General features: G+C 41.7%; 18 protein-coding genes and 7 tRNA genes. 9 read left to right on the top strand and 16 right to left on the bottom strand.

Features of this window, described 5'->3' with window-relative positions; genetic code table 11:
• The first annotated feature begins 264 nt into the window (after positions 1-264).
• Positions 265-528, top strand: a complete 264-nt coding sequence (gene rpsT / locus DWW85_RS12300; RefSeq protein WP_021944824.1) for a 30S ribosomal protein S20 — start codon at positions 265-267, stop codon at positions 526-528.
• 179 nt (positions 529-707) lie between these two features.
• Here the strand turns inward: rpsT and holA are convergent, their stop codons facing one another.
• From holA to DWW85_RS12285, 3 genes are all read right to left on the bottom strand, one after another.
• Complete coding sequence (gene holA / locus DWW85_RS12295) at positions 708-1721, bottom strand: DNA polymerase III subunit delta (RefSeq protein ID WP_117785130.1); 1014 nt, start codon at positions 1719-1721, stop codon at positions 708-710.
• 68 nt (positions 1722-1789) lie between these two features.
• Positions 1790-2452 carry a DUF6198 family protein gene (locus tag DWW85_RS12290; RefSeq protein ID WP_117808810.1) on the bottom strand — a complete coding sequence of 221 codons (663 nt, stop codon included), beginning with the start codon at positions 2450-2452 and terminating at the stop codon, positions 1790-1792.
• A 160-nt stretch (positions 2453-2612) separates the two neighbouring features.
• The gene (locus tag DWW85_RS12285) at positions 2613-2996 is read right to left on the bottom strand and encodes a VOC family protein (RefSeq protein ID WP_021944821.1); all 384 of its coding nucleotides are present in this window, start codon (positions 2994-2996) and stop codon (positions 2613-2615) included.
• A 386-nt stretch (positions 2997-3382) separates the two neighbouring features.
• On the opposite strand from DWW85_RS12285, the gene mgtE reads away from it, so the two are divergent.
• Positions 3383-4774, top strand: a complete 1392-nt coding sequence (gene mgtE / locus DWW85_RS12280) for a magnesium transporter (protein ID WP_117808809.1) — start codon at positions 3383-3385, stop codon at positions 4772-4774.
• A 53-nt stretch (positions 4775-4827) separates the two neighbouring features.
• On the opposite strand, the gene DWW85_RS12275 is transcribed toward mgtE, so the two are convergent.
• The 13 genes from DWW85_RS12275 to DWW85_RS12215 form a co-directional block, all read right to left on the bottom strand.
• Complete coding sequence (locus DWW85_RS12275; RefSeq protein WP_242996209.1) at positions 4828-5445, bottom strand: helix-turn-helix domain-containing protein; 618 nt, start codon at positions 5443-5445, stop codon at positions 4828-4830.
• Between the two features lie 220 nt (positions 5446-5665).
• Positions 5666-6442 carry a hypothetical protein gene (locus DWW85_RS12270; RefSeq protein WP_117808807.1) on the bottom strand — a complete coding sequence of 259 codons (777 nt, stop codon included), beginning with the start codon at positions 6440-6442 and terminating at the stop codon, positions 5666-5668.
• A 442-nt stretch (positions 6443-6884) separates the two neighbouring features.
• The gene (locus DWW85_RS12265) at positions 6885-9440 is read right to left on the bottom strand and encodes a ComEC/Rec2 family competence protein (protein ID WP_242996211.1); all 2556 of its coding nucleotides are present in this window, start codon (positions 9438-9440) and stop codon (positions 6885-6887) included.
• Positions 9441-9562: 122 nt separating this feature from the next.
• Entirely contained in the window at positions 9563-10504 is a 942-nt protein-coding gene (locus tag DWW85_RS12260; RefSeq protein WP_117808805.1) for a GerMN domain-containing protein, read from the bottom strand.
• Positions 10505-10515: 11 nt separating this feature from the next.
• The gene (locus DWW85_RS12255) at positions 10516-11976 is read right to left on the bottom strand and encodes an ATP-binding protein (RefSeq protein ID WP_117808804.1); all 1461 of its coding nucleotides are present in this window, start codon (positions 11974-11976) and stop codon (positions 10516-10518) included.
• Between the two features lie 49 nt (positions 11977-12025).
• Entirely contained in the window at positions 12026-12712 is a 687-nt protein-coding gene (locus tag DWW85_RS12250) for a response regulator transcription factor (RefSeq protein ID WP_117808803.1), read from the bottom strand.
• A gap of 34 nt (positions 12713-12746) precedes the next feature.
• Positions 12747-13427, bottom strand: a complete 681-nt coding sequence (locus tag DWW85_RS12245; RefSeq protein WP_117808802.1) for a helix-hairpin-helix domain-containing protein — start codon at positions 13425-13427, stop codon at positions 12747-12749.
• A gap of 182 nt (positions 13428-13609) precedes the next feature.
• Complete coding sequence (gene argB / locus DWW85_RS12240) at positions 13610-14500, bottom strand: acetylglutamate kinase (RefSeq protein ID WP_117808801.1); 891 nt, start codon at positions 14498-14500, stop codon at positions 13610-13612.
• Between the two features lie 13 nt (positions 14501-14513).
• Positions 14514-15740, bottom strand: coding sequence for a bifunctional glutamate N-acetyltransferase/amino-acid acetyltransferase ArgJ (gene argJ, locus DWW85_RS12235; protein ID WP_117808800.1), 1227 nt, complete (start codon positions 15738-15740; stop codon positions 14514-14516).
• 55 nt (positions 15741-15795) lie between these two features.
• Positions 15796-16836: an N-acetyl-gamma-glutamyl-phosphate reductase gene (gene argC, locus DWW85_RS12230; RefSeq protein WP_008401314.1), complete on the bottom strand. Its 1041-nt coding sequence runs from the start codon at positions 16834-16836 to the stop codon at positions 15796-15798.
• Positions 16837-17234: 398 nt separating this feature from the next.
• Positions 17235-18776: a sodium:solute symporter family protein gene (locus tag DWW85_RS12225; protein ID WP_117808799.1), complete on the bottom strand. Its 1542-nt coding sequence runs from the start codon at positions 18774-18776 to the stop codon at positions 17235-17237.
• Positions 18777-19151: 375 nt separating this feature from the next.
• Positions 19152-19664 carry a shikimate kinase gene (locus tag DWW85_RS12220; protein WP_021943667.1) on the bottom strand — a complete coding sequence of 171 codons (513 nt, stop codon included), beginning with the start codon at positions 19662-19664 and terminating at the stop codon, positions 19152-19154.
• Between the two features lie 126 nt (positions 19665-19790).
• Complete coding sequence (locus DWW85_RS12215) at positions 19791-20735, bottom strand: AEC family transporter (RefSeq protein WP_117808798.1); 945 nt, start codon at positions 20733-20735, stop codon at positions 19791-19793.
• A 351-nt stretch (positions 20736-21086) separates the two neighbouring features.
• On the opposite strand from DWW85_RS12215, the gene DWW85_RS12210 reads away from it, so the two are divergent.
• The 7 genes from DWW85_RS12210 to DWW85_RS12180 all read left to right on the top strand — a co-directional run bounded on the left by DWW85_RS12210 (position 21087) and on the right by DWW85_RS12180 (position 21877).
• A tRNA-Pro gene (locus DWW85_RS12210) sits at positions 21087-21161 on the top strand.
• A gap of 39 nt (positions 21162-21200) precedes the next feature.
• Positions 21201-21271: transfer RNA gene (locus DWW85_RS12205), tRNA-Gly, on the top strand.
• 38 nt (positions 21272-21309) lie between these two features.
• Positions 21310-21383: transfer RNA gene (locus DWW85_RS12200), tRNA-Arg, on the top strand.
• 58 nt (positions 21384-21441) lie between these two features.
• Positions 21442-21515 (top strand) — tRNA-His (locus tag DWW85_RS12195).
• A 31-nt stretch (positions 21516-21546) separates the two neighbouring features.
• Positions 21547-21618: transfer RNA gene (locus tag DWW85_RS12190), tRNA-Gln, on the top strand.
• Between the two features lie 19 nt (positions 21619-21637).
• Positions 21638-21710, top strand: a tRNA-Lys gene (locus tag DWW85_RS12185).
• Positions 21711-21795: 85 nt separating this feature from the next.
• Positions 21796-21877, top strand: a tRNA-Leu gene (locus DWW85_RS12180).
• Positions 21878-21912 lie beyond the last annotated feature (35 nt).

The raw sequence follows: 21912 nt of genomic DNA, 5'->3' as shown, positions 1-21912 counted from the left end.
AAGAAGCTTCTCTGCTTTTTTTATATTCAGTTGTAACACATGTATTGTAATCCTACAACAAGTAATAGAAATAGGATAGAAATAAAATTGATGGGAATAAGATCAGATCTTATTTTTCAGAAATGGAAATATTTTCACTTCGCCCCTTGACAAATAAATTTCTCTATACTAATATTGATGAGTATGTTTACATTGAATTGTCCGTGTCCGGTTTTAATGTAAAAACCTTATTATAATCTATAATTCAAATGGAGGTAGAGAATTTTGGCTAACATCAAATCTGCAAAGAAAAGAATTGAAGTAATTGACAAGAAGACTTTAAGAAACAAGATGATCAAGTCTAAGGTTAAGACAGTTATCAAAAAGGTAGAAGCTGCTATCGCTGCTGGTGACAAAGAAGCTGCTCAGGCAAATCTTCTGGTTGCTATCTCAGAGATTAACAAGGCTGCTTCAAAGGGCGTTTACCACAAGAACAATGCTTCTCGTAAAGTATCACGTCTTACAGCCGCTGTCAACAAGATGGCTTAATCTGACTCATATATATTTTTATAATTGATTACATATGTAAGGCTGCACATATATAATCAAAACCGTCAAAAAAACAGAACCTATTGAGGTTCTGTTTTTTTGTGTAATAATTCCGGCATCCAAATCGCAATACCTACGGTATGTTTTGACTCACTGCATTCCTGCGCGTCACATACCATCTACCGACTCAATGATATTAACAACACTTCCACTGCCACTACATCCGATGCCTGACTCGTCTTTAATTTATAGTCAGTATCCTGACAGGCTTCCATGATCTTCTTCAGTTCCTGTTCTGAATAATTCCGGCACTGTTCCGCATATTTCTTCACCGACCATGACGGAATGCCTAGCACCGATGCCGTATCTGCATAATTTTTATTCTCGGCAAGACACATCTTTGTTTTTAATAACAGATCATACTGTCTGGCGATCAAAAACAAAATCCGCATCGCAGGCTCCCTGTTTTCAAGCAGCTCATGATACAGGTGAAGTGCACGATCCTGCTGCTTTCTGGATATGGCATCGATCATCTCAAATATATGTCCCTCCGAATTGCCAACACAGAGAGCTTCCACATCGGATACCGTTACATCCTCCCTGTCTACCGTATAGCTTATCAGCTTATCAATCTCATTCTTGATCGAATTCATATCTGATCCGGTATGCTCGATCAGGGAACGGATCGCATCATCGGTTATCCGTTTTCCTTCTCCCTTGAACATTCCTTTAACCCATACAGCAAGCGTCTTCTCATTTGGTGTTTCAAAGCACAGAGCTTCTCCCAGCTTATCAACGGTTTTATATAATTTATTTCTCTTATCAACTTCTGACTCAACAAACAGGATCAGCGAAGTATCCGGCAGCTCTTTGATCCGCTCCGCAAATTCCTCACAGCTCTTTTTAAACAATCCGGTTCCTTCTGCCAGCACCACACGCCGGTCAGCGAAGAATGGCATTGTCTCACAGAAGCCTATGATCTCCATCGGGTCGATCTTCTCTCCTGCAAACTTTGCAAAGTTCATATTGTCCTCACGGTCTGTTACCGCCGAAAGCAATTTGTCTCTGTACTGGTTCACAAGATATGTTTCATCTCCGTATAACAGATATACCGGAGCATAGCTTTCATTCTTTATATGCTCGTTGATAACCGCCATTGCATCCTTACCGCTCTGTTTTTTTCCTGCTGCCATAGCTATGTCTCCTTTCTTTCCTGTTCCAGTCCATTATGCCAAATACCGATTTGATTTTCAACACCTGTCTATGATATTCTTCCGTAATACAGATGGTCACGCCATGTTCCAAATGCTTTTGTTACCAGTCCCAGTGCAAAGCCTACCAGAACCGCTGCCATGACTGTTCCGATTCCCACACTGCCAACACTATGTATTGCGATCAAACATGTAACTAACGATATGATAACCATACTGCAGTCAAATCCGATCTTAACCTTTGGAAATGCAATACCGGTGATCGCTGATACTGCCTGCATCGCTCCCTCTCCTGCAAGCGGCATAATATTTGCCGGCAGATAGAAGAAGATTCCGACAGCGATCAGAACAACACTGATCAGCATCATTCCCAGTCGTATCAACATATTATCGGTAGATGGCAGCAACGCCACAAGTGAATTACATAAAGTTGTAAATTTTCCAAATATAATTCCAACTACAATCTGACACAGATTGATCCATTTAAAATTTTTCCGTAATAACAGGATCTGCAGCAAAACCAGCACAACATGAAACAGGATAGTTGCGTTTCCCATCTCCATACCAAATACACAGGTAATCGTATATGGGATCGAGCTTACCGGCGATACCCCAAGGTTTGATTTTACCGATACGGCTATTCCTGCCGTCATGATAAATAAGCCTCCCAGATATGCCACCAGCCGGATTCCCAATCGATCTTTCCACTTCATTTTCTCTCACCTTTCTCTTTCTGACTTTAAACCACAAAAAAAATCTGGTATCATACATCTACCAGACTTTTATCTACTGATCTATTGTAAGAAATGGCACTGGCGAAGTCAAGCGGCTTTGCGTATAGTTTGTGAGATATTACCAAATCCAGACCGAAATTCAGACCGTGATTTCGATCTGATTATCCTCGATACCTAGAACACAGCTCTCATAATATCCATCACCTGTCACCCGTGGTCCGCTGACAACTTTATATCCGTCCTCTTCCAGTCTTTTCGTCAATGCATCGACTTTCTCTCTGCTTCCAACTGAAAAAGCGAGATGAATATACCCTGTTCGTGCCAGCTCTTTTCTCACATTGGATACCCGTGGTTTCTGCATGATCTCCAGTCTTGCTCCATCCTCAAAGCTTAAAAAATACGACTGAAACTCTGTTTTCGGATTATAATACTGTTCTCCCGCAGCAGCATCAAAATACTTTATAAAAAATTCTTTTGTCTTTTCCAGATCCTCTACATACATTGCAACATGTTCGATCCGCATCTCTGATATCCTCCTGTTTTCTATGTACTTAAAAAAAATAACCTAAATATAAAATTTATCCAATCCGGATTATCCGGGTTGTCAATTCAACTCTTTTCTGTTATAGTAGCAAAGGTTTTTGAGAATATCAAATACCAAAATCTAAAATTCGATTTTCAAATGGAGGTGAATTTTCATGGATAGCTGCGATCGTATTGGACGAAGTAAAATATGCGATGTTAGGATAAGGAAGCATAAATGGATGTGGCTGTCTATGAAGCTCCGATAACCCCATCTTATATTGTTGTGTGCCTTTTCATACATCGCATCAGACGATCCTGACCATCCGGTCTTCACACTGAGACGATGTATTTTTATGCCTGAAAACAGGCAGGAAGGAGGTCACAATGACAAAAATCACAGTATTTAAAAAAGATTATGTAACAGAACTCGTAAAAATCATTCGTAATGCAAAGAACGCACAGGTATTGCAGAAGCATTTGGCAAACTATCACGACAAAGATGTCGCAGAAGCAATCACACGGCTAAACGAAACAGAACGAATCCGCCTGTACACTATGATCGGCACCCCACGGCTTGCAGAAATTTTCTCCTATCTGGATGATGCCAAGCCATATCTGGATGAACTGTCACTCGATAAAGCCGCAAGAGTCATATCTGATATGGATGCAGATGATGCTCTGGATATTCTGGATGAATTCTCTGACGAACAACAGCAGGAAATGGTTGCCCGGCTGGACGACGACTCCCGGAGAGATGTAAAGAAACTGCTTTCTTATGAGGATGACGAGATCGGAAGCTGTATGACGAACAATTATATCTGTATTCCTGACACGCTGTCTATCCGTGAAGCTATGAGCGCACTGGTTCGGCAGGCAGGAGAACATGATAATATCTCGACGATCTATACCACCGACCGGGCTGGTCAGTTTTCCGGTGCTATCGATCTGAAAGATCTGATCATCGCACGAGAAAATGACCATTTGTCAAATATTATCAGCCACTCCTATCCATCTGTCTATGAGCATGTGAAGATTGCTGACTGTATCGAAGATCTTACCGATTATGAAGAAGATTCCATCCCTGTTTTATCCGAAAATGGAACCATCGCCGGTATCCTGACTGCAAATGACATCGTAGAACTGGTTGATAATGCCATGGGTGATGACTATGCCAAACTCGCCGGTCTTACATCTGAAGAAGATCTGAACGAGCCTACCTTTACCAGCATGAAAAAACGTCTGCCATGGCTCATCATCCTTCTGTTCCTTGGCATGGCGGTATCCTCTGTGGTCGGAATGTTTGAATCCGTTGTTGCGGTACTTCCAATCGTAATATGCTTCCAGTCCCTTGTCCTTGATATGGCTGGAAATGTCGGCACACAGTCCCTCGCTGTTACGATCCGTGTACTTATGGACGAAGACCTGAGTACTAAAAAGAAGCTTTCCCTTCTTATCAAAGAAATGAAGATCGGCTTCTTAAATGGTGCAAGCCTTGGAATCATGGCACTCCTGTTTTTAGGAATCTATATCCACTATTTTAAGAAATATATATGGGCATCTGCATTCCTGATCTCTGGCTGTGTCGGCATCTCGCTGATCGTTGCAATGGTGATCTCAAGCTTTGTCGGAACTATCATTCCTATGTTCTTCCACAAGATCCATATTGATCCTGCGGTTGCTTCCGGTCCACTCATTACAACGGTCAATGATCTGGTTGCCGTGATCACCTACTACGGACTGGCAATGGTATTTTTGATCAATATTTTTCATATTTAGGTTTTGAATCTTCATCGTTCCGGCAAAAGACAGGTTGTTTTCTATAACAGAAATCACTTCTCTTTTGCCAGAACTTTTTTACACCAGGTTTTTGTTCCACATTTTGGACATTTCAAATATCTTGTTGAAATCATATGCATTCCCATTGTATATGCACCAAAGGTCGGAACAAACAGCTCATTGCAATGACGGCATTTGTAATAACCGATGGTGCGCTCACCTTCCATCGCAACCATAAGTCCACAACCAAATATAACACATGCGATCACTATCAGTAATATCTTAACCAGTACTGCGATCACCTCTGTATACACTGCAACAACCATGATCAATGTAATAAATGATATCGTTGCAATTAAACCCGTTATAATTGTAGGAATTAATTTCTTCTTGTTTTCTTCTCTTTCTTTAATCATATTCACCATATTTTCCTCCGCTTTCTTTTGATATTCTTCCTCAGACACTCTTGCACCGGACAACAGTTCATTTACCGTAATGTCCAGTTCCTTACATAAAGGTAATAACAGAGACACTTCCGGGAATCCCTTTCCACATTCCCATTTAGAAACTGTTTTATCACTGATATTCAGTTTTTCTGCAAGCTGCTTCTGTGTACAACCTTTTCTTTTTCTTTCTGCTGCAATAAACCTGCCTATACTGATCTGATCCATATCTGCCTCCTTTCTGACCAGATTATTACATACCTGCATCCGGCATCATACCCATAAAGCGTAGAAAATGGTGAATTTCTGCGGATTCTACGCACTGTAGAGTGTAGTTTGCCGTTTCTTTATACTAATTATATCATGTGCTTCGCACATTCTATGCATTCCGCAAAATCAGCATCCTTGCGAGCAAATAATTTTGCGTTCATTATATCAAATGTGTCATTTATCCGAAATAATATTCTGCCACTTGCTCTATTCTTTCCATTCCGATAGGACAAGCACTGGTTTCATATGTCATAATTAAATTAATAGATGGTATTATTCCATTATCACAATATGTTTTTATTTTCCTGCAGGCATGACTCGCATATTCTGGATTGTCCATCATACCGAAATGTTCCCAATAATAATACTCTCCTGTTTTTGGATGTCGAATCGTAAAATCCGGATACATTACTATCCCATCCAGCACCAACTGATTTTCATATCGAAATGGTATTCTTTCCCGAAATAAAACATTATCGATCATTGCTTCTGATTTAGAACGAAGATACTTGCCCTGCGTCCCTTTTATATTCAAATTCTCCGGATATTTCTTATTTGTTTCATATTCTTCTGTCATCCATGCTTCTAAATTTTCTGAATGCGGTCCAAATGCCTTTCCCAGCAATTCAATGTAACCATCATTTTCCAATAACATATCAGATGCATTATTTTCCTTTTGCACTTTTCTTATATATGCATTACATGCTTCAAGCTCGCACATTAAATCCTGTTTTCTTAACATATAATACTTTTTCATAGCAAGTTTTTCAGCCAAGAGTCTCTCTTTCTTTGGCAGATATATCGGCTTTCCTGCACTCTTCAAATACCACTTATATCCTTTTCCATTTTTGGCACATATTAATTCTTCTTTCGGAAATGTTTTCTCTAATATCTCTATCTTCTGTATTTCTTTTTTCAATTTGACGATTCTCTTTATTATTATATCTTTAATCATACGCATTCTCCTCGTTTCTTTTATGTTCTTTTTCTGCAATATTTTTATTGGTATAATTTCCATTTTTATTTGTTAATACCCCCTGAAAACACTTCTCCCATGGTATCAGGCTATTTCCCCACTTTGCATACCCTTCTGCTCATCCTGTTTGTGGTATATTGTCTAATTTTCTTTATCCATACCCTTGTTCAATCCGCTGTAGCGGGTATTATATTAGCTTGCTTTCTTCCATACCCCTTGCACCGCCATTAGCCTTGGTATAACAGTCCATTTTCTTGAATAATACCCAAAATTCTTCTTTCATCGATGGTATTATCCAAATCTTTTCTCTCATATACCCATTATTTCATTTGGGGCTTGGTATCAATCCTTAATTTTATCCTCCGTACCCTGAAATCTTCATGAACCGTTCCAGATGTGCGTTTGGTATCAATGCTTAATTTTATCCTCCGTACCCATGAAGCATAATTTTCCCTGCCCGTATCTGCAAAATTACAGCGCCACTGCTGTCAGTACGGTAAACCTCTGCACCGGCAGCCTGCAGTCTCTCCAGCGTTTCTTTATGTGGGTGACCATACCGGTTCTTTTTTCCACAACTGATCACCGCATACTGCGGCTTTATATCTTGAAGAAACGGCTCCGAGGTTGCATATCTGGAGCCATGATGCCCTGTTTTTAAAACATCAACCGCACCCAATCTTCCAGTCTCTGTCATCTGCTGTTCTGCTTTTTCCCCTGCATCGCCTGTAAACAGAAGATGAAAGGAATCGATACTTGCCTGCAGCACAAGAGAGGCTTCATTTGCATCTGCGTGAACATCCGATTCTCCCGGATATATGCATGCGATCCGAAATATCCCGGAAGCTCCGGCTTCCGGTTCAGAAAATATGCTACCCGCATCCATATATAAAACCTCAGTTCCATGCTGTTCTGCCTGATTGATCAGTTCCAGTAGCCCCTCCCGGTCGCCATATTCCGCCACAACAAGATTCCGGATCCGAATCCCGGTATGCTCCAGCTCATATAATTCCTGAAGCCCGGATATATGATCTTTATCCCCATGTGTTATAAAAACATAATCCAGTTCTGCCATCCCATAATACCGAAGAGCAGGAAGCAAAACATATTCTCCTACCTTCTTATTATCCGATGAACCACAATCGATCATAATATTCGTTCCCTGTTCCGTCCGGATCAGTATACCATCCCCCTGCCCGACATCCAGAAAAGCAACCGTAAATGGACGGTCGAGCACGCTTCCTGCATATATACAGAATATCAGCACGACAAAAATCTCTGCGATCCCATACCGGATTTTTCTGTGTTTCCGTTCCTTTATCGTCTGCTGATCACACTTTTCTTCCACTGCCTGATTTCTACGGACCTGCCATTTTGACTTTTTTACGATTTTTCGAGTCTGTTTGCCTTCCGTTCTGTTTCCTCTATCTGCTCTCATCCTGGTCATAAAATATAAGGATATTAGTAACGCAATATAATAACCCACCACCAGCTTCACCGGAATATGTCCGATATTGATACAGGCTCCGGGAAGCTGTTCCATCCCCTGACACAACATTTCATATAACCACAAAATCCCCTTCACCGGAATCGTAAGCCATCCGGCCGCCTGAAGTGACATGCAGCCACAGATAACCGTTCCGATCCCACCGGTCAGGACGACCGATACACATGGCACAACGATCAGATTTAATAAAATACCATACAATGGAAACTGGTAATAATAGTAGACGATCACCGGCAAGGTCGCCAGAAAGGTTGCCATGCTGACAGTAAGCGACTGCCGGATTTTCTCCCCTGCACCAAATATGTGTTGTAACACCGTCCCTGCACCAAGCTTATTGATTAGGTCGGCACTTCCCCTTTTGCTAAATACCCGTTGTAACACCGGCACGATCACAGCTATCCCGATTATCGCTGCAAATGAAAGCTGAAATCCGGCATCTAATACAACATAAGGATTTATCACCGACATCCATACCCCGGCAATTCCTGTTGAGGTCAGAAGATCCACCGAACGCCCAATGGCTTTCCCAAATAACAGGAGCCCCATCATAATGATTGCCCGCATCGTTGATCCTGCAAGTCCGGTCATCTGTCCATACAGAATAACCAGAATACTGCATCCAATTCCCGCACTCCAGTAGGAAACTCCCCATTTTCGCATACGCCGATACAAGGTCATACCAATGATCGCAATATGTAATGCCGATATTGCAAGAATATGTGCAATACCATTCAACTGATACATCCGTTTCACATCACCGTCCATCCCCTGCCGTTCACCCAGAAGCATCGCCCGAATCACAGATGCATCCTCCTCGCCGTATAAGTTACCAATTACATCTGATATCCGTTTTCGGAGCTTCCGAAGCCCCGCCCGTATATGCGAGTACTGTTTTCCTGTTTTCTGCAGCTCTGCATCTGAAAGTATAAGAAAGATCCCCTGGCTCCTGTAGTATCGATATGCATCAAAGGCTCCCGGATTTCCCGCATGCTCCGGCTGTTCAAATCTGCCGGCAAATACTGCCTCCTGTCCCGGATACAAGGTTATACCTTTCTCCACATACACAAGCAGCTTCATATTTTCATGAAACCCAGTCCATTCTTCACCGGACATTCCTCTTGCATCCACGATCTTAATAAAGACCTGCTGCCTGTTTTCCGTTTCCTTTATCTCGTATATCGTTCCGGAAATTGTTCCGGAACAACCGTTCAGCCGGGAAGCATATTGTTCCTGCTCATGCAATATGTTGATATTCATATACCCCATTCCGGCAAACAGCACATATATGAGAATTCCGACAGTTACTCTTACTGTTCGTTTTACATCCACACTCTGCTTTGTCTGTCTTCGCCTGTCCGACATCCGTATTTTTTCATCCCAGCCGGACTCTTCTTTCTGTTTTTGCTGTTTTTGCCTTTTTCCCTGTTTTTGCCCTTTTTCTCCCGTAAACAGAAAAAAGGCTGCAACTATCATTGCAGCCAAAGTAAACCACCTGCTGCCAGCAATCGCCTCCGCCTCTCCAAGCATAAATGCACATGCGGCCCAAAATAGTGGTCTTTTTATTTTCTTTTCCTCCGCTATCTGTCAGTACCTGTCTAATTACACATTGAATAATTCGCTGTGTATGTCTCTGAGAAATCCAAATTCTCTCCATATACTAGATCCTGACTGCCTTCTACCTCAAATACAACACCATCCACATCTGACAGCTCTGTCAGAGAATCAACCAGCGAATAAATGATCACTTTGTCATCATAATCACCGACATGATCCAAAAAGGTCTTGCTGAAATTAACATAACACACCCGATCCAACACATAGATATCAAGAATATCTACATCTTTATCGATCGGACTCTTCCATTCCTGGGAATTCCGAAGTGCTTCCATGATCTGTTCCTCCGGTGCTTTGTAAGACAACGCATCAATCTCCGTCGTCTGCTTATCCAGCCGTTTTCCGGTATTATCCGGCGTATAGATCGTCACAGAATAAGAAGCCTCCATAAAATTATCACCGATCGTTGAAAATGATTCCGCATTGTAAACACTTGTATCTACCTTCTTCTCTCCAATCAGATCCGACAATTCAAATGAAACCCCTGAAATACCATTTACCTGACACAGGGTTTTTGTAAATGCCATTTTACACAACAGGATCTGATAATTCTCTGCGGTATCATAATCCAGATTGAACATGATCGTTACCAGTCCTTTTCCATCATAAGAATATCGCTGATAGGTCATTCCATCTGCAACCGGAATCTTATAAAGCTGCTCGTCTTCTGTTGATATCAACAGATTCATCAGCTTATCTATCACATTTTCCGTTGATTCCAACTGATCGATCTTCGTATCATAGACAGAAAACTCTGTCCATTTCTGATTCATATAATATACGGAATATGTCTGCATCCCGGCATCCGTACCGGTATCTGTTCTCTGACTCTCCGCATGTCCACTTTTCCCACATCCGGTCATAGACAGCAGCGCCACAACTAACAGCATCCCGCTTATAATATGCATGATCCGTTTCTCCATCTTCTGCTCCTTTATTTCACATAGTTCATCGGAACACGTACTGTAAATGTAGTTCCCTTTCCAGGCTCACTGTACACATTTATAATACCCTTATGCATAACGATAATATTCTTTGAGATTGCAAGTCCAAGACCGGTCCCTCCGGTATCCCTGCTTCTCGCCTTATCTACTCTGTAGAAACGTTCGAATATATGCTCTACACAATCCTCCGGAATACCAACACCGGAATCGGCAACCTTAATATACAGATTCTTATGATCGGCATTCAGGGATACGCGGATCCATCCGCCATCCACATTATATTTGATTCCATTTTCGATCAGATTGGAGATTGCCAGCGTAAACTTCACCTTATCAATATCAGCTTCCACTTCCCGGAAGCTTTCAAATGTGATCTCAATGCTTCTCTTTTCTGCCAGAGGCGTCAACCGTTTCAGAATAACCTCCATCAGCTCATTGATATCCACCCGCTCGATATTCAGGCTGTCTGATCCCTTATCTGTCTTGACCAGCGTCAGCAGATCACTGATGATCTGCGCTTCACGGTCAATCTCTAAAACAATATCGTTCATGAATTCCCGGTACATCTCAACCGGAACATTATCCTGCATCAAGATCGATTCTGATAAAACCTTCATTGAAGTAATCGGTGTTTTCAGCTCATGTGATACATTTGATACAAATTCCTGCCGGGATTCCTCCAACAACTGCGATTTGGCAAATATCCCATTCATATTGTCAACAACGCTCCCAGCTTCTCGCCATAAACCATCCGATGAAATCTGTCCCAGAAATCCATCCTTCATATTTACAAGTTGACTCTTGATCTTTCTGGTATCACGAACCGCCATATAAGAAATGAAAAATGCTGTCAGCACCCCGATCACCATAAAAATACAGATCAAGATATTGGCACGGTATGACAAATATCCTCTTTCGTTTTTCATGCTTTCCAGACTGACTGCGATCACAGCTACATCATCAATATAACCTTCCCGGTTCACCACAGGAAACATATACTCAATGTAGGACTGTTCCCGTACCAGCCGTTCGTCTCTGTCTCCCTTCATGATCTCATAGATATCATTATTCATGATATAGGTATCCTTCAACAGACGAAAGCTGTCATAGGCTACCCTGTAATCAGTATCTACGATCATAACTCTGGCAGACAGGCTGTACGCCAGAGTGTTCATACCATGAAAAGTCTTGCTTGTACCTTCTGTTCCCGAATTAATATCATTGATCAGATATTCCAGATTTTTTGCGTTTTCCTGCAACAGTGTTTCACAATCACTATATCTCTGATTCCACATCAACTGCAGCAGAACCGTTTTCATACTGATTGAGATCAGATAAAAACCTGCCATGATCATTACAAAGATAACAACCTGAAGACTGATCCTCCGCCTGCTGTTTTTCCAGATATTTTTATTCTTATTTTCTACATTTTCATCTTTACTTTTTTCCATTCCAAAAAAATCCAGTAAGATAGGAATGCTTTACGCATTCCCTGTCTCATCATCCTTTAAAATAGTAGCCAACGCCCCATTTTGTATGAATATACACCGGCTCACCCGGATTCTCCTCAATCTTCTCACGAAGTCTTCTTACATGAACATCCACAGTTCTGGCATCTCCCGGATATGTACTGCCCCAGATCGTATCTAACAGTTCATTTCTGGAATAAACCTTATTCGGATGCGCCATCAGAAGCTCCAGCAAATCGAATTCTTTTGCTGTCAGATTCAGTTCCTTTCCATGAACAAATACACGGCGGCTATCCAATTCTACCTTCATGCCATTGATTTCTAAAATATTTACCGGTTTTACAGGCTCTGCCTTTTTTCCGCTTCTTCTTAAGATAGCTTTGATCCTTGCCTTTACCTCCAGTATGTTAAATGGTTTGGTGATATAATCATCTGCACCATATTCAAGACCCATGATCTTATCCATATCCTCACCCTTGGCCGTCAGCATAATGATCGGAACATTGGAAAATTCACGCACCATCTGACATACTTCAATTCCGGTATAAACCGGGATCATGATGTCTAACAGAACGATATCATAATCATTGTTTTTGATCTTCTCAAACGCCTCTCCGCCATCATATGCCACGTCTACTTCCATATCATCCTGTTCCAGACTGAATTTCAGACCTTTCACGATCAGTTTCTCATCATCTACGACCAATACCTTTTTCATACCAGATTTCCACCTTTCCTTTGTTTCTATATCTCTACCGACCCACGCAAATATCGTTTTTTATCTTCTGAAATAAATTCTCTCCGATACCATTCACATTCATAATATCTTCTGTTTTTTCAAATGCACCCTGTGTCTCTCTGTAAGTTATGATATTCTCCGCCTTTGCTTCACCAATCCCGGACAATGACATCAGTTCCTCTTTCCCGGCAGTATTGATATTCACTGCTCCCGCTTCCATTGTCTGTCCGTTCGTTTCTGTTTCCGGATCCTGCCAGCGTTCCGGCTGCTCCTGCACCTCTTTCTCCGTCGGAAAATAAATCCTCTGTCCATCCTCGATAAAGTCTGCAAGATTTACCACCTGCTCCGCAGCATTCTCTGCAAATCCGCCTGCTGCAAGAAGTGCATCATTGATCCTTGCACCTATCGGGAGTTCATATACTCCTTCTTGTTTTACTGCCCCACAGACAAATACACAAATTCCTGTGTCTTTTATAGCTTCTGTGTCTATTATGGCTTCTGTGTCTTCCTGATCTCTTTCTGTAACAGTACCTGCCACGGCGTCTTCGGCATATGCCGTATCATTCTGTGAACCGGTATTCTGCTCTGTCGTCTCAAGTATCATGCCATTTTTCCGGCATCCGACCAGAGTAATCCCGGACAACAACATCCATCCGGCAAGTCCTGCATATAACAGTTTTTTCTTTATTATCATACCTGCATACCTCCTTGATATGCCGGTACACTCATGCACACCCCCATTTTAACGAACTTCGATTCCTTTTACAATAGCAAAATAGAAAAAGACCAGTCATGCGGCATCCGATTTTTCTCGTTATCGGTGCACAGCTCCGGTCTTTTTCTGTTTTACTTTTAACTTTTCATTGAATGTGCTTCTTAGAATAATGGCTCTTTTAAGATTGCAGTACCAATACCCTTCTGAGTAAAGAACTCAAGAAGCAGGCAATGCTTCAGGCGGCCATCCAAAATATGGACTCTTGATACACCATTTTCCATGGCTGTGATACAGTTATTAAGCTTTGGAAGCATACCACCGCCGACAACACCTTTCTCAATGATATCCTTTGCCTCGTGGATGTCCATTTCTGAGATCAGGGTAGACTTATCTGTCGGATCGATAAATACACCTTCAATATCTGTTAAGAATACCAGCTTTTCCGCCTTTAATGCTGTTGCAACAGCACATGCAGCATCATCAGCATTAATATTATAATCCTCATATTCTTCACTGACACCGATAGGAGCGATAACAGGTATAAAATCCTGATCGACCAGTGCATCGATCACCTCTGTATCAACCTTTGTGATCTCGCCTACATAACCGATATCTTTTCCGCCCGGCAGACGCTTCTTAACGGTGAACAGTCCACCATCCTTTCCACTGATACCCACAGCCTTTAAACCAACCTTCTGCATCATGCTGACAAGACTCTTATTTACCTTGGATAATACCATCTCAGCAAGCTCCATTGTCTCACCGTCTGTTACACGAAGTCCATTGATAAATTCAGGCTCTTTTCCAATCTTTTCTACCCATTTGCTGATCTCCTTACCGCCACCATGCACGATAACCGGTTTCAGTCCAACCAGCTTTAATAATGCAACATCTTCGATCACATTGTATTTCAGATTCTCATCCAACATAGCACTTCCGCCATATTTTACAACAATTGTTTTCCCCTGAAATTTCTTAATATAAGGCAAAGCCTCGATCAGTGTCTGTGCTTTTGATATTACCTGATCTACTGTATAATCTCCCTTTACCATCTTATTTACTTCCTCACTTTCTATACTCTGCATTTATCTTGATATATTCATATGTAAGGTCACAGCCCCACGCAGAAGCTGTCTCTGTACCGGCATGCATATCCGCATAAAAACATACCTGATCCGGCGACAGGATCTCCGTTGCTCTTTCTTCATCATAATCGGTACAAACCCCATTTTCAACTATTTTTAAGGAACCGGCCTCACTGGATATTATGATATCTACCTTATATGGGTCAAATGCGATCCCGCTCTGTCCCATCGCGCACACCAGACGTCCCCAGTTCGCATCCGAGCCGTATACGGCGCATTTTACAAGGTTTGAGGTCACCACGGATTTTGCAAGCTTTCTTGCGCCCTCCTTGGATTCCGCCCCTGCTACCTGTACCTGAAACATCCTCGTCGTTCCCTCTCCGTCCGCTGCGATCAGCTTCACGAAGTAGGTGTTGATATATCGAAGCGCCTCCACAAATGCCGGATAATCCGCATCCGTTTCAAGCAGCTCATCATTTTCTGCCATGCCATTTGCAAATATCATAACAGTGTCATTCGTTGAAGTATCCCCATCGACAGATAACATATTATAAGTGTCTATGACATCATTTCTCAGTGTTTTCTGCAATAACTCCTGACTGATATTCAGATCCGTTGTCAGGAATCCAAGCACCGTTCCAAGATTCGGATTGATCATACCGGAACCTTTGCACATGCCTCCGACGGTAATTGTCTTCCCTTTGATCTGCAGCTTTACCGCGATCTCTTTCTTATATACATCGGTCGTCATAATGGCTTCCGCCGCATGACTTCCACTTTCCAAATCATCGGAAAGCATCCCTGAAAGTTCGCGGATTCCATGCGCGATCGTCTCCATCGGAAGCCTTATACCTATTACTCCGGTCGAAGCAACCGCAACCTGATCAACCGGTACCTGAAGTTCTGCTGCCACAAGCTCTGCCATATGCGCCACATCAACATCTCCTGCTTCTCCGGTACACGCATTTGCCACTCCACTGTTTACAACCAGTGCCTGACATAAGCCGATATCGTCACATAATGCTTTGTCCCACATAACAGGTGCAGCCTTGACTACATTCTGTGTAAATACTCCAGCTGTCTTCGCCGGACACTTGCTGACTAGTAATGCCATGTCTTTTTTCTTTTTATTTTTTCTTACTCCGGCGTGCATACCTGCTGCCAGAAATCCGATTGGAGCTGTCACTCCGCCGGAAATGATCTCCATACCGATCACCGCCTTATATCATCTGTTCTTCCACGATATCCGATGCCGTTACTCTTTATGGGAATACCGGAGCCATCAGCAGTCCTTCTTCTTCCGGAAGTCCAAACATAATATTCATATTCTGAACTGCCTGACCGGCTGCTCCCTTTACCAGATTATCAAGTGCTCCCATTGCAATGATACGTCCGGTTCTTTCATCAATCTTAAAGTTGACATCTACATAATTGCTGCCCTCTACCCAACGTGTCTCCGGACATACATCCTTGTCAAGAACACGGACAAATCTCTCGTTTGCATAATATTTGTCATATGCAGCACGAACAGTATCGTAATCTACCTTTTCTTTTAATGAAGCATATGCCGTAACCAGAATACCACGATTCATCGGAACCAGATGTGGTGTGAAATTGATCATGATCGGACTGCCGTATGCATATCCCAGCTGTTCTTCGATCTCCGGTGTATGGCGATGAGTCGTTACTCCATATGCCTTAATGCTTTCATTTACCTCACAGAACAGGTTCGGGATCTTTGCTCCTCGTCCTGCTCCTGATGTACCGGACTTAGCATCTACAATGATCGTATTCGGATCGATCAGCTTCTCTTTTACAAGCGGATATAAGGAAAGAATGGAGCAGGTTGTATAACAGCCCGGATTTGCCAGAAGTCTGCATCCCTTTACCTTATCTCTGTTGATCTCACACAGACCATATACGGCCTCGTCGATAAATTCCGGACTCTTATGCTCGATCTTGTACCACTTCTCGTAAGTAGCAACATCCTTAATTCTGAAATCCGCACTCAGATCAATGATCTTAACCTTTGATAAAATATCCTCATTTACAAGAGAAGAACATAAGCCCTGTGGAGTTGCCGTGAAAATAACATCTACCTTCTCAGCCAGCTCATCCATATTCTCGCCCAGACAGGTTGCATCCACGATCTGAAACATATTTCCAAATACTTCGTAATATTTCTTATCTATAAAACTTCTGGAACCATACCAGACAATTTCCACATCCTTATGTCCAAGAAGAATTCTTACTATTTCCTGACCGGCATATCCGGTTGAACCAATAATTCCTGCCTTTATCATATCTTACTCCAATCTGCTGCAACCGGTCATTTTCCGTTACAGCCATCGTCCTATTTGTATTTCTACACATTCACTTATCTTACTCTCTGCATTTTCTTCCGTCAACCGCTTTCATAGGAAAATACAGTTCGTATAATCTTCCATGATTATACAGTTATTATGCATAATATTCAAGCATTAATTAATAAATATACAAAAAATTATTTTGATATTTATTTTTTTATTCCATTTTTAATATGTCCGTATACTTTCTTTCTGTTTTGAAAACTGATTTTACATTCAAAAAACTCTTGTACAAACACATTTTTACGCATTTCACACAAATGTTAAAGCCGGCAGGACAGAATGTTTTTCTGTCTGCCGGCTTTATGCATATTATGTATATTTTATGTATAATATTAATCCAATGCTTCCTTCTGAGGTACGGTTACTGTCGCTTCATAGCAGGAGAAGACCTCCTCTACGCGCTCCTGATCCGGTTTCTTTGTGATCAGACTGACGATCGGAACAAGGATCAATCCACCGATCATCGCTGCTGCACCACAGTTTACAGGTGACTGTAACGCCTGTGGAAAACTAAATAACTGCCATGTATTACTGATAAAGTTCAGTGTCATGATGCCTACGCCCCAGATAAAACTAACAAGGCAGGCTGCCACTGTCGTGCGTTTCCAGTACAGACCATATAAAAACGGAGCCAGACAGGCACCTGCGATCGCACCCCATGAAATACCCATAAGCTGTGCGATAAATGCCACCTTGCTGGAATACTGAATGACTGCAATGACCGCCGATAATGCGATAAATACTACCAGCATGATCCGCATTGTAAGGACCTGCTTCTTCTCTGACATTTTCGGTGCGATCGATGCTTTGATAAAGTCGATCGTAAGTGTGGAGCTTGAGGTCAGAACCAATGAAGATAAGGTAGACATCGAAGCAGATAATACAAGGATAACCACCAGTCCCATCAATACTTCCGGAAGATTCTCAAGCAGGTGTGGAATGATCGCATCAAATCCTTCTGTTGCTACATCCGTCTCGGTCAGACGTCCAAAACCACCAAGGAAATAACATCCTCCGGCTACGATCGTTGCAAATAAAGTAGATACGATCGTTCCAGTCTTGATTGATTTCTCATCTTTGATCGCATAAAATTTTTGGATCATCTGAGGAAGGCCCCATGTTCCAAGTGAGGTTAATATGACAACACATACCAGATTGAAGATATCCGGTCCAAGGAAGGATGCAAATACACCCGGTGTATCCGAAACCGCCGGATCATTTACACGAGCCAGCTTGTCTAACGCACCTGTAAGTCCGCCTCTCTCGTTTAATACTGCATAGATAACTGCTACTATACCAACCAGCATGATCAGTCCCTGAATAAAGTCATTGATCGCTGTCGCCATATACCCGCCAACAATTACATAGATACCGGTAAGAACTGCCATAGCAACAACACAGATCTTGTAATCAATGTCGAACGCCATTCCAAACAATCTGGAAAGACCGTTATACAATGAAGCCGTATATGGGATCAAGAATATGAATATGATCCAGGAAGAAATGATCTTCATGGATTTGCTGTTATATCTTCTCTCAAAGAATTCCGGCATTGTTCTGGAATCCAGCTTCTGCGTGATCAGTCTGGTTCTTCTGCCAAGCACTACCCATGCAAGCAGAGACCCAAGGATTGCATTTCCAATTCCGATCCATGTGGATGCAATTCCGTATTTCCATCCAAACTGTCCTGCATATCCAATAAAAATAACTGCCGAAAAATAGGACGTACCATATGCAAATGCTGTAAGCCATGGGCCTACGCTTCTTCCTCCCAGTACAAATCCGTTCACATCTGTGGCCTGTTTTCTTGCATAAAATCCTACACCGATCATTATGCCAAAGAATACAACAAGCATAATCACTTTAATAACCATGTCGACCTCCCGTCACTTCTCATTTTTGTATTCGCAGAATTTTACAGTCAACTTTCCACCAACAATAGCGCATCTTATAATTTCTGATTTTCGAATTCTGACATAATCCGGCTCATTTTGCTTTATTGCGTTGAAGTCAAGCGGCTTTAAAGTTCTACGTTTTAAACCACAAAATAGATTATATTGGATACATCCATTTTCGTCAATATAAAAAACGACTTCCTTGCAGATATTTTTTCAGCTTTCGCCAAATATTTCATTCTGCTGTTCAGAAGTCGTTTTTCCAATCTGTTTTTAGCACTTCATAAACCTGCTGCATAGATCCAAATTCATATCATTACTTTGGATCTATGCTGTTTGCGCTCGATCTTCACATTAATGTGTCTTCTCATATGCCAACACTTTTTCTGCAATCGTATCCATGAGTTCTTCTACGGAAAGTCCCTCGGCTTTTACCGTGATCTGTGCATATTTTTCATACAATAAGATTCTCTCGTTATAAAGATCCTTTAAAGTCTGACCATCCTTTAACACTACGCCACGCCGTTTTACATTTTCCAGTCTGGAAGCGATCACTCCATATGGAAGCTCGATATATACTACAATATCATTTTTTACATAATGCTGCATGGCTTCATCACAGTATACGACACTTCCTCCGGTTGCAATAACCGTATTCTTTAAGTCAATTTCTTTGTTTACATCATTTTCTATCTGAAGGAACCCATCATCTCCATATTCTGCGATCAGCTCACGAAGCAGCTTACCATGCTTCTTCTGGATCAACACATCTGCATCTACAAAATCAAATCCAAGAACCTTGGCAAGTACCACACCGATCGTACTCTTTCCACAACCAGGCATTCCGATCAAAACTATATTTTTCATCTTCTTTCTCCATTCTCTGTATTTTAATTTTCTATATTATCCTAATCTTTTCATTTGTTCTCTGTATTCATTACTTCTAATTTAATCCCATTTCTGTTTATTCAAGGATTTTTATTATTACTTGTGTCATATACATCCCATAACGCGAAGGACATATACCCATACCGTTATCGTGACCGATGAAAACAGGGTTGTCAGCACGATCGTATTTGATGACAGGACTTCATCATTATTCATATTCTTAGCCATGATATAACAGGTTACCGTGGACGGTGAGCCTGTCATGATCAGGATTGCTGCCAATTCACTCGGTGCAAACCCAAGCTTAACCGCAATCGGCATATAGATCAAAGGAAATATGACTAGCTTCATAAGAGCTGCTGTAACCGCAGGCTTCATTTTCTCCAGTGCTGCTTTTGTATTAAAACCTGCTCCTATGGCGATCAATGCGATCGGAGTCGCCGTCTGTGCGATATAATTGATCGTCTTCATCGGTATCGCAGGAATCGGAATATTCAATAATGAAAACGGAACTCCGAGCACGATGCCGATTATGATCGGATTCTTTAAAATATTAATGCATGCCGTTTTGATTCCGTCTGCACCATGGATATTATCTCTGCCCCCAAAGGTCAGCATAATAACGGACAGGATATTGAACAATGGTACCGCCGCAACGATCATAAGCGGAGCCATCCCTGAGCTTCCACAGATATTTTCTACAAAGGCAATTCCAAGCACCGCCGCGCTTCCTCTTGCCGATGCCTGCGCAAACGCTCCGACCATCGTCTTATCCCGGCAATATATCTTTGCAAAGCACCATGCACATGCAAACATAATAAAAGTTCCGAAGAAACAAAACGCCACAAATTTCATATTTACGTCTTTTAATACCGAGGTTGTTGCGATATCCCGAAACAAAAGCACCGGAAGGGATACCTTAAACACATATTTATTTGCTATATTTGCAAATTCATCATTGATCAGCCCAATCCGTTTCAGAAACCACCCCAACAGAATCACCAGAAAGATCGGCACTGTCGCATTTATACTAAATAAAAAATCACTCATTCCATTCTCTCTTTTCTTAATTAAACTGTCGCAGCCCTTACTATAGCACAGCTTGTTACCCGATTCAATTTTTATCCGATTTTTTTAAAAGATCTATATGCAACAGATACATACCTGCCAGATCTCGAAAACTTTAAATTCATGCTAAAATGTATGAGATTATCATCAGTCCATATATAATATTCAAAAAAATAAATACTGGAAAGTGGCTTAAAACCTAAGGAAATCCGCTTTGCCAAAAAAAATGCAAAAAAAAATAAAATTTATTGTTGACATCAAAGGGGTGTTTATGTATAATATGTCTTGCGTCAGAGATATGACGAACATAAAAAAACGACAAACACTTTGTTCCGGGGTGTGGCTCAGCTTGGCTAGAGCGCTTGATTTGGGATCAAGAGGTCGCAGGTTCGAATCCTGTCACCCCGACTTAGATAATCATAAATCTAAACACTGTTAAGCAATCATGCGGGTGTAGTTCAATGGTAGAACACTAGCCTTCCAAGCTAGATACGTGGGTTCGATTCCCATCACCCGCTCTTTATTTTCGCTAATATTTATAGCGGGAATTTAAAATGTGTCCGTAGCTCAGCTGGATAGAGCAACGGCCTTCTAAGCCGTGGGTCGGGGGTTCGAATCCCTTCGGGCACATTTATTTGTTTCATTCTGTGGCACTACTGCTGTTCCATATGGATGTTTCACTTATATGGTGGGTATGGCGCAGTTGGCTAGCGCGCCAGATTGTGGCTCTGGAGGCCGAGGGTTCGAGTCCCTCTATCCACCCTTTTCTTTATCGCATATTAAGCGATGCTTTTGGGTTATCGCCAAGCGGTAAGGCACAGGACTTTGACTCCTGCATTCGCTGGTTCGAATCCAGCTAGCCCAGTCAAAAACTTAATTTATATGGGCCATTAGCTCAGGCGGTAGAGCACTTGACTTTTAATCAAGTTGTCCGGGGTTCGAGTCCCCGATGGCTCATTAAAATTTCAGATATAATTTTATATCTGATTTTTTTATATCTACTCTTCTATTCTTTTATTCTATTATATATAGAAGAAACTCTGCGGATATGGCGGAATTGGCAGACGCGCTAGATTTAGGTTCTAGTGTCAACAGACGTGCAGGTTCAACTCCTGTTATCCGCATCAAAAAAGGCAATCATAATCGATTGCCTTTTTCT

Source organism: Clostridium sp. AF17-21AC, from assembly GCF_003461365.1.
GTDB lineage: Bacteria > Bacillota > Clostridia > Lachnospirales > Lachnospiraceae > Coprococcus > Coprococcus ammoniilyticus.
Note: the sequence above shows the minus strand (reverse complement) of the source record. Positions and strands in the feature narration are given on the sequence as shown.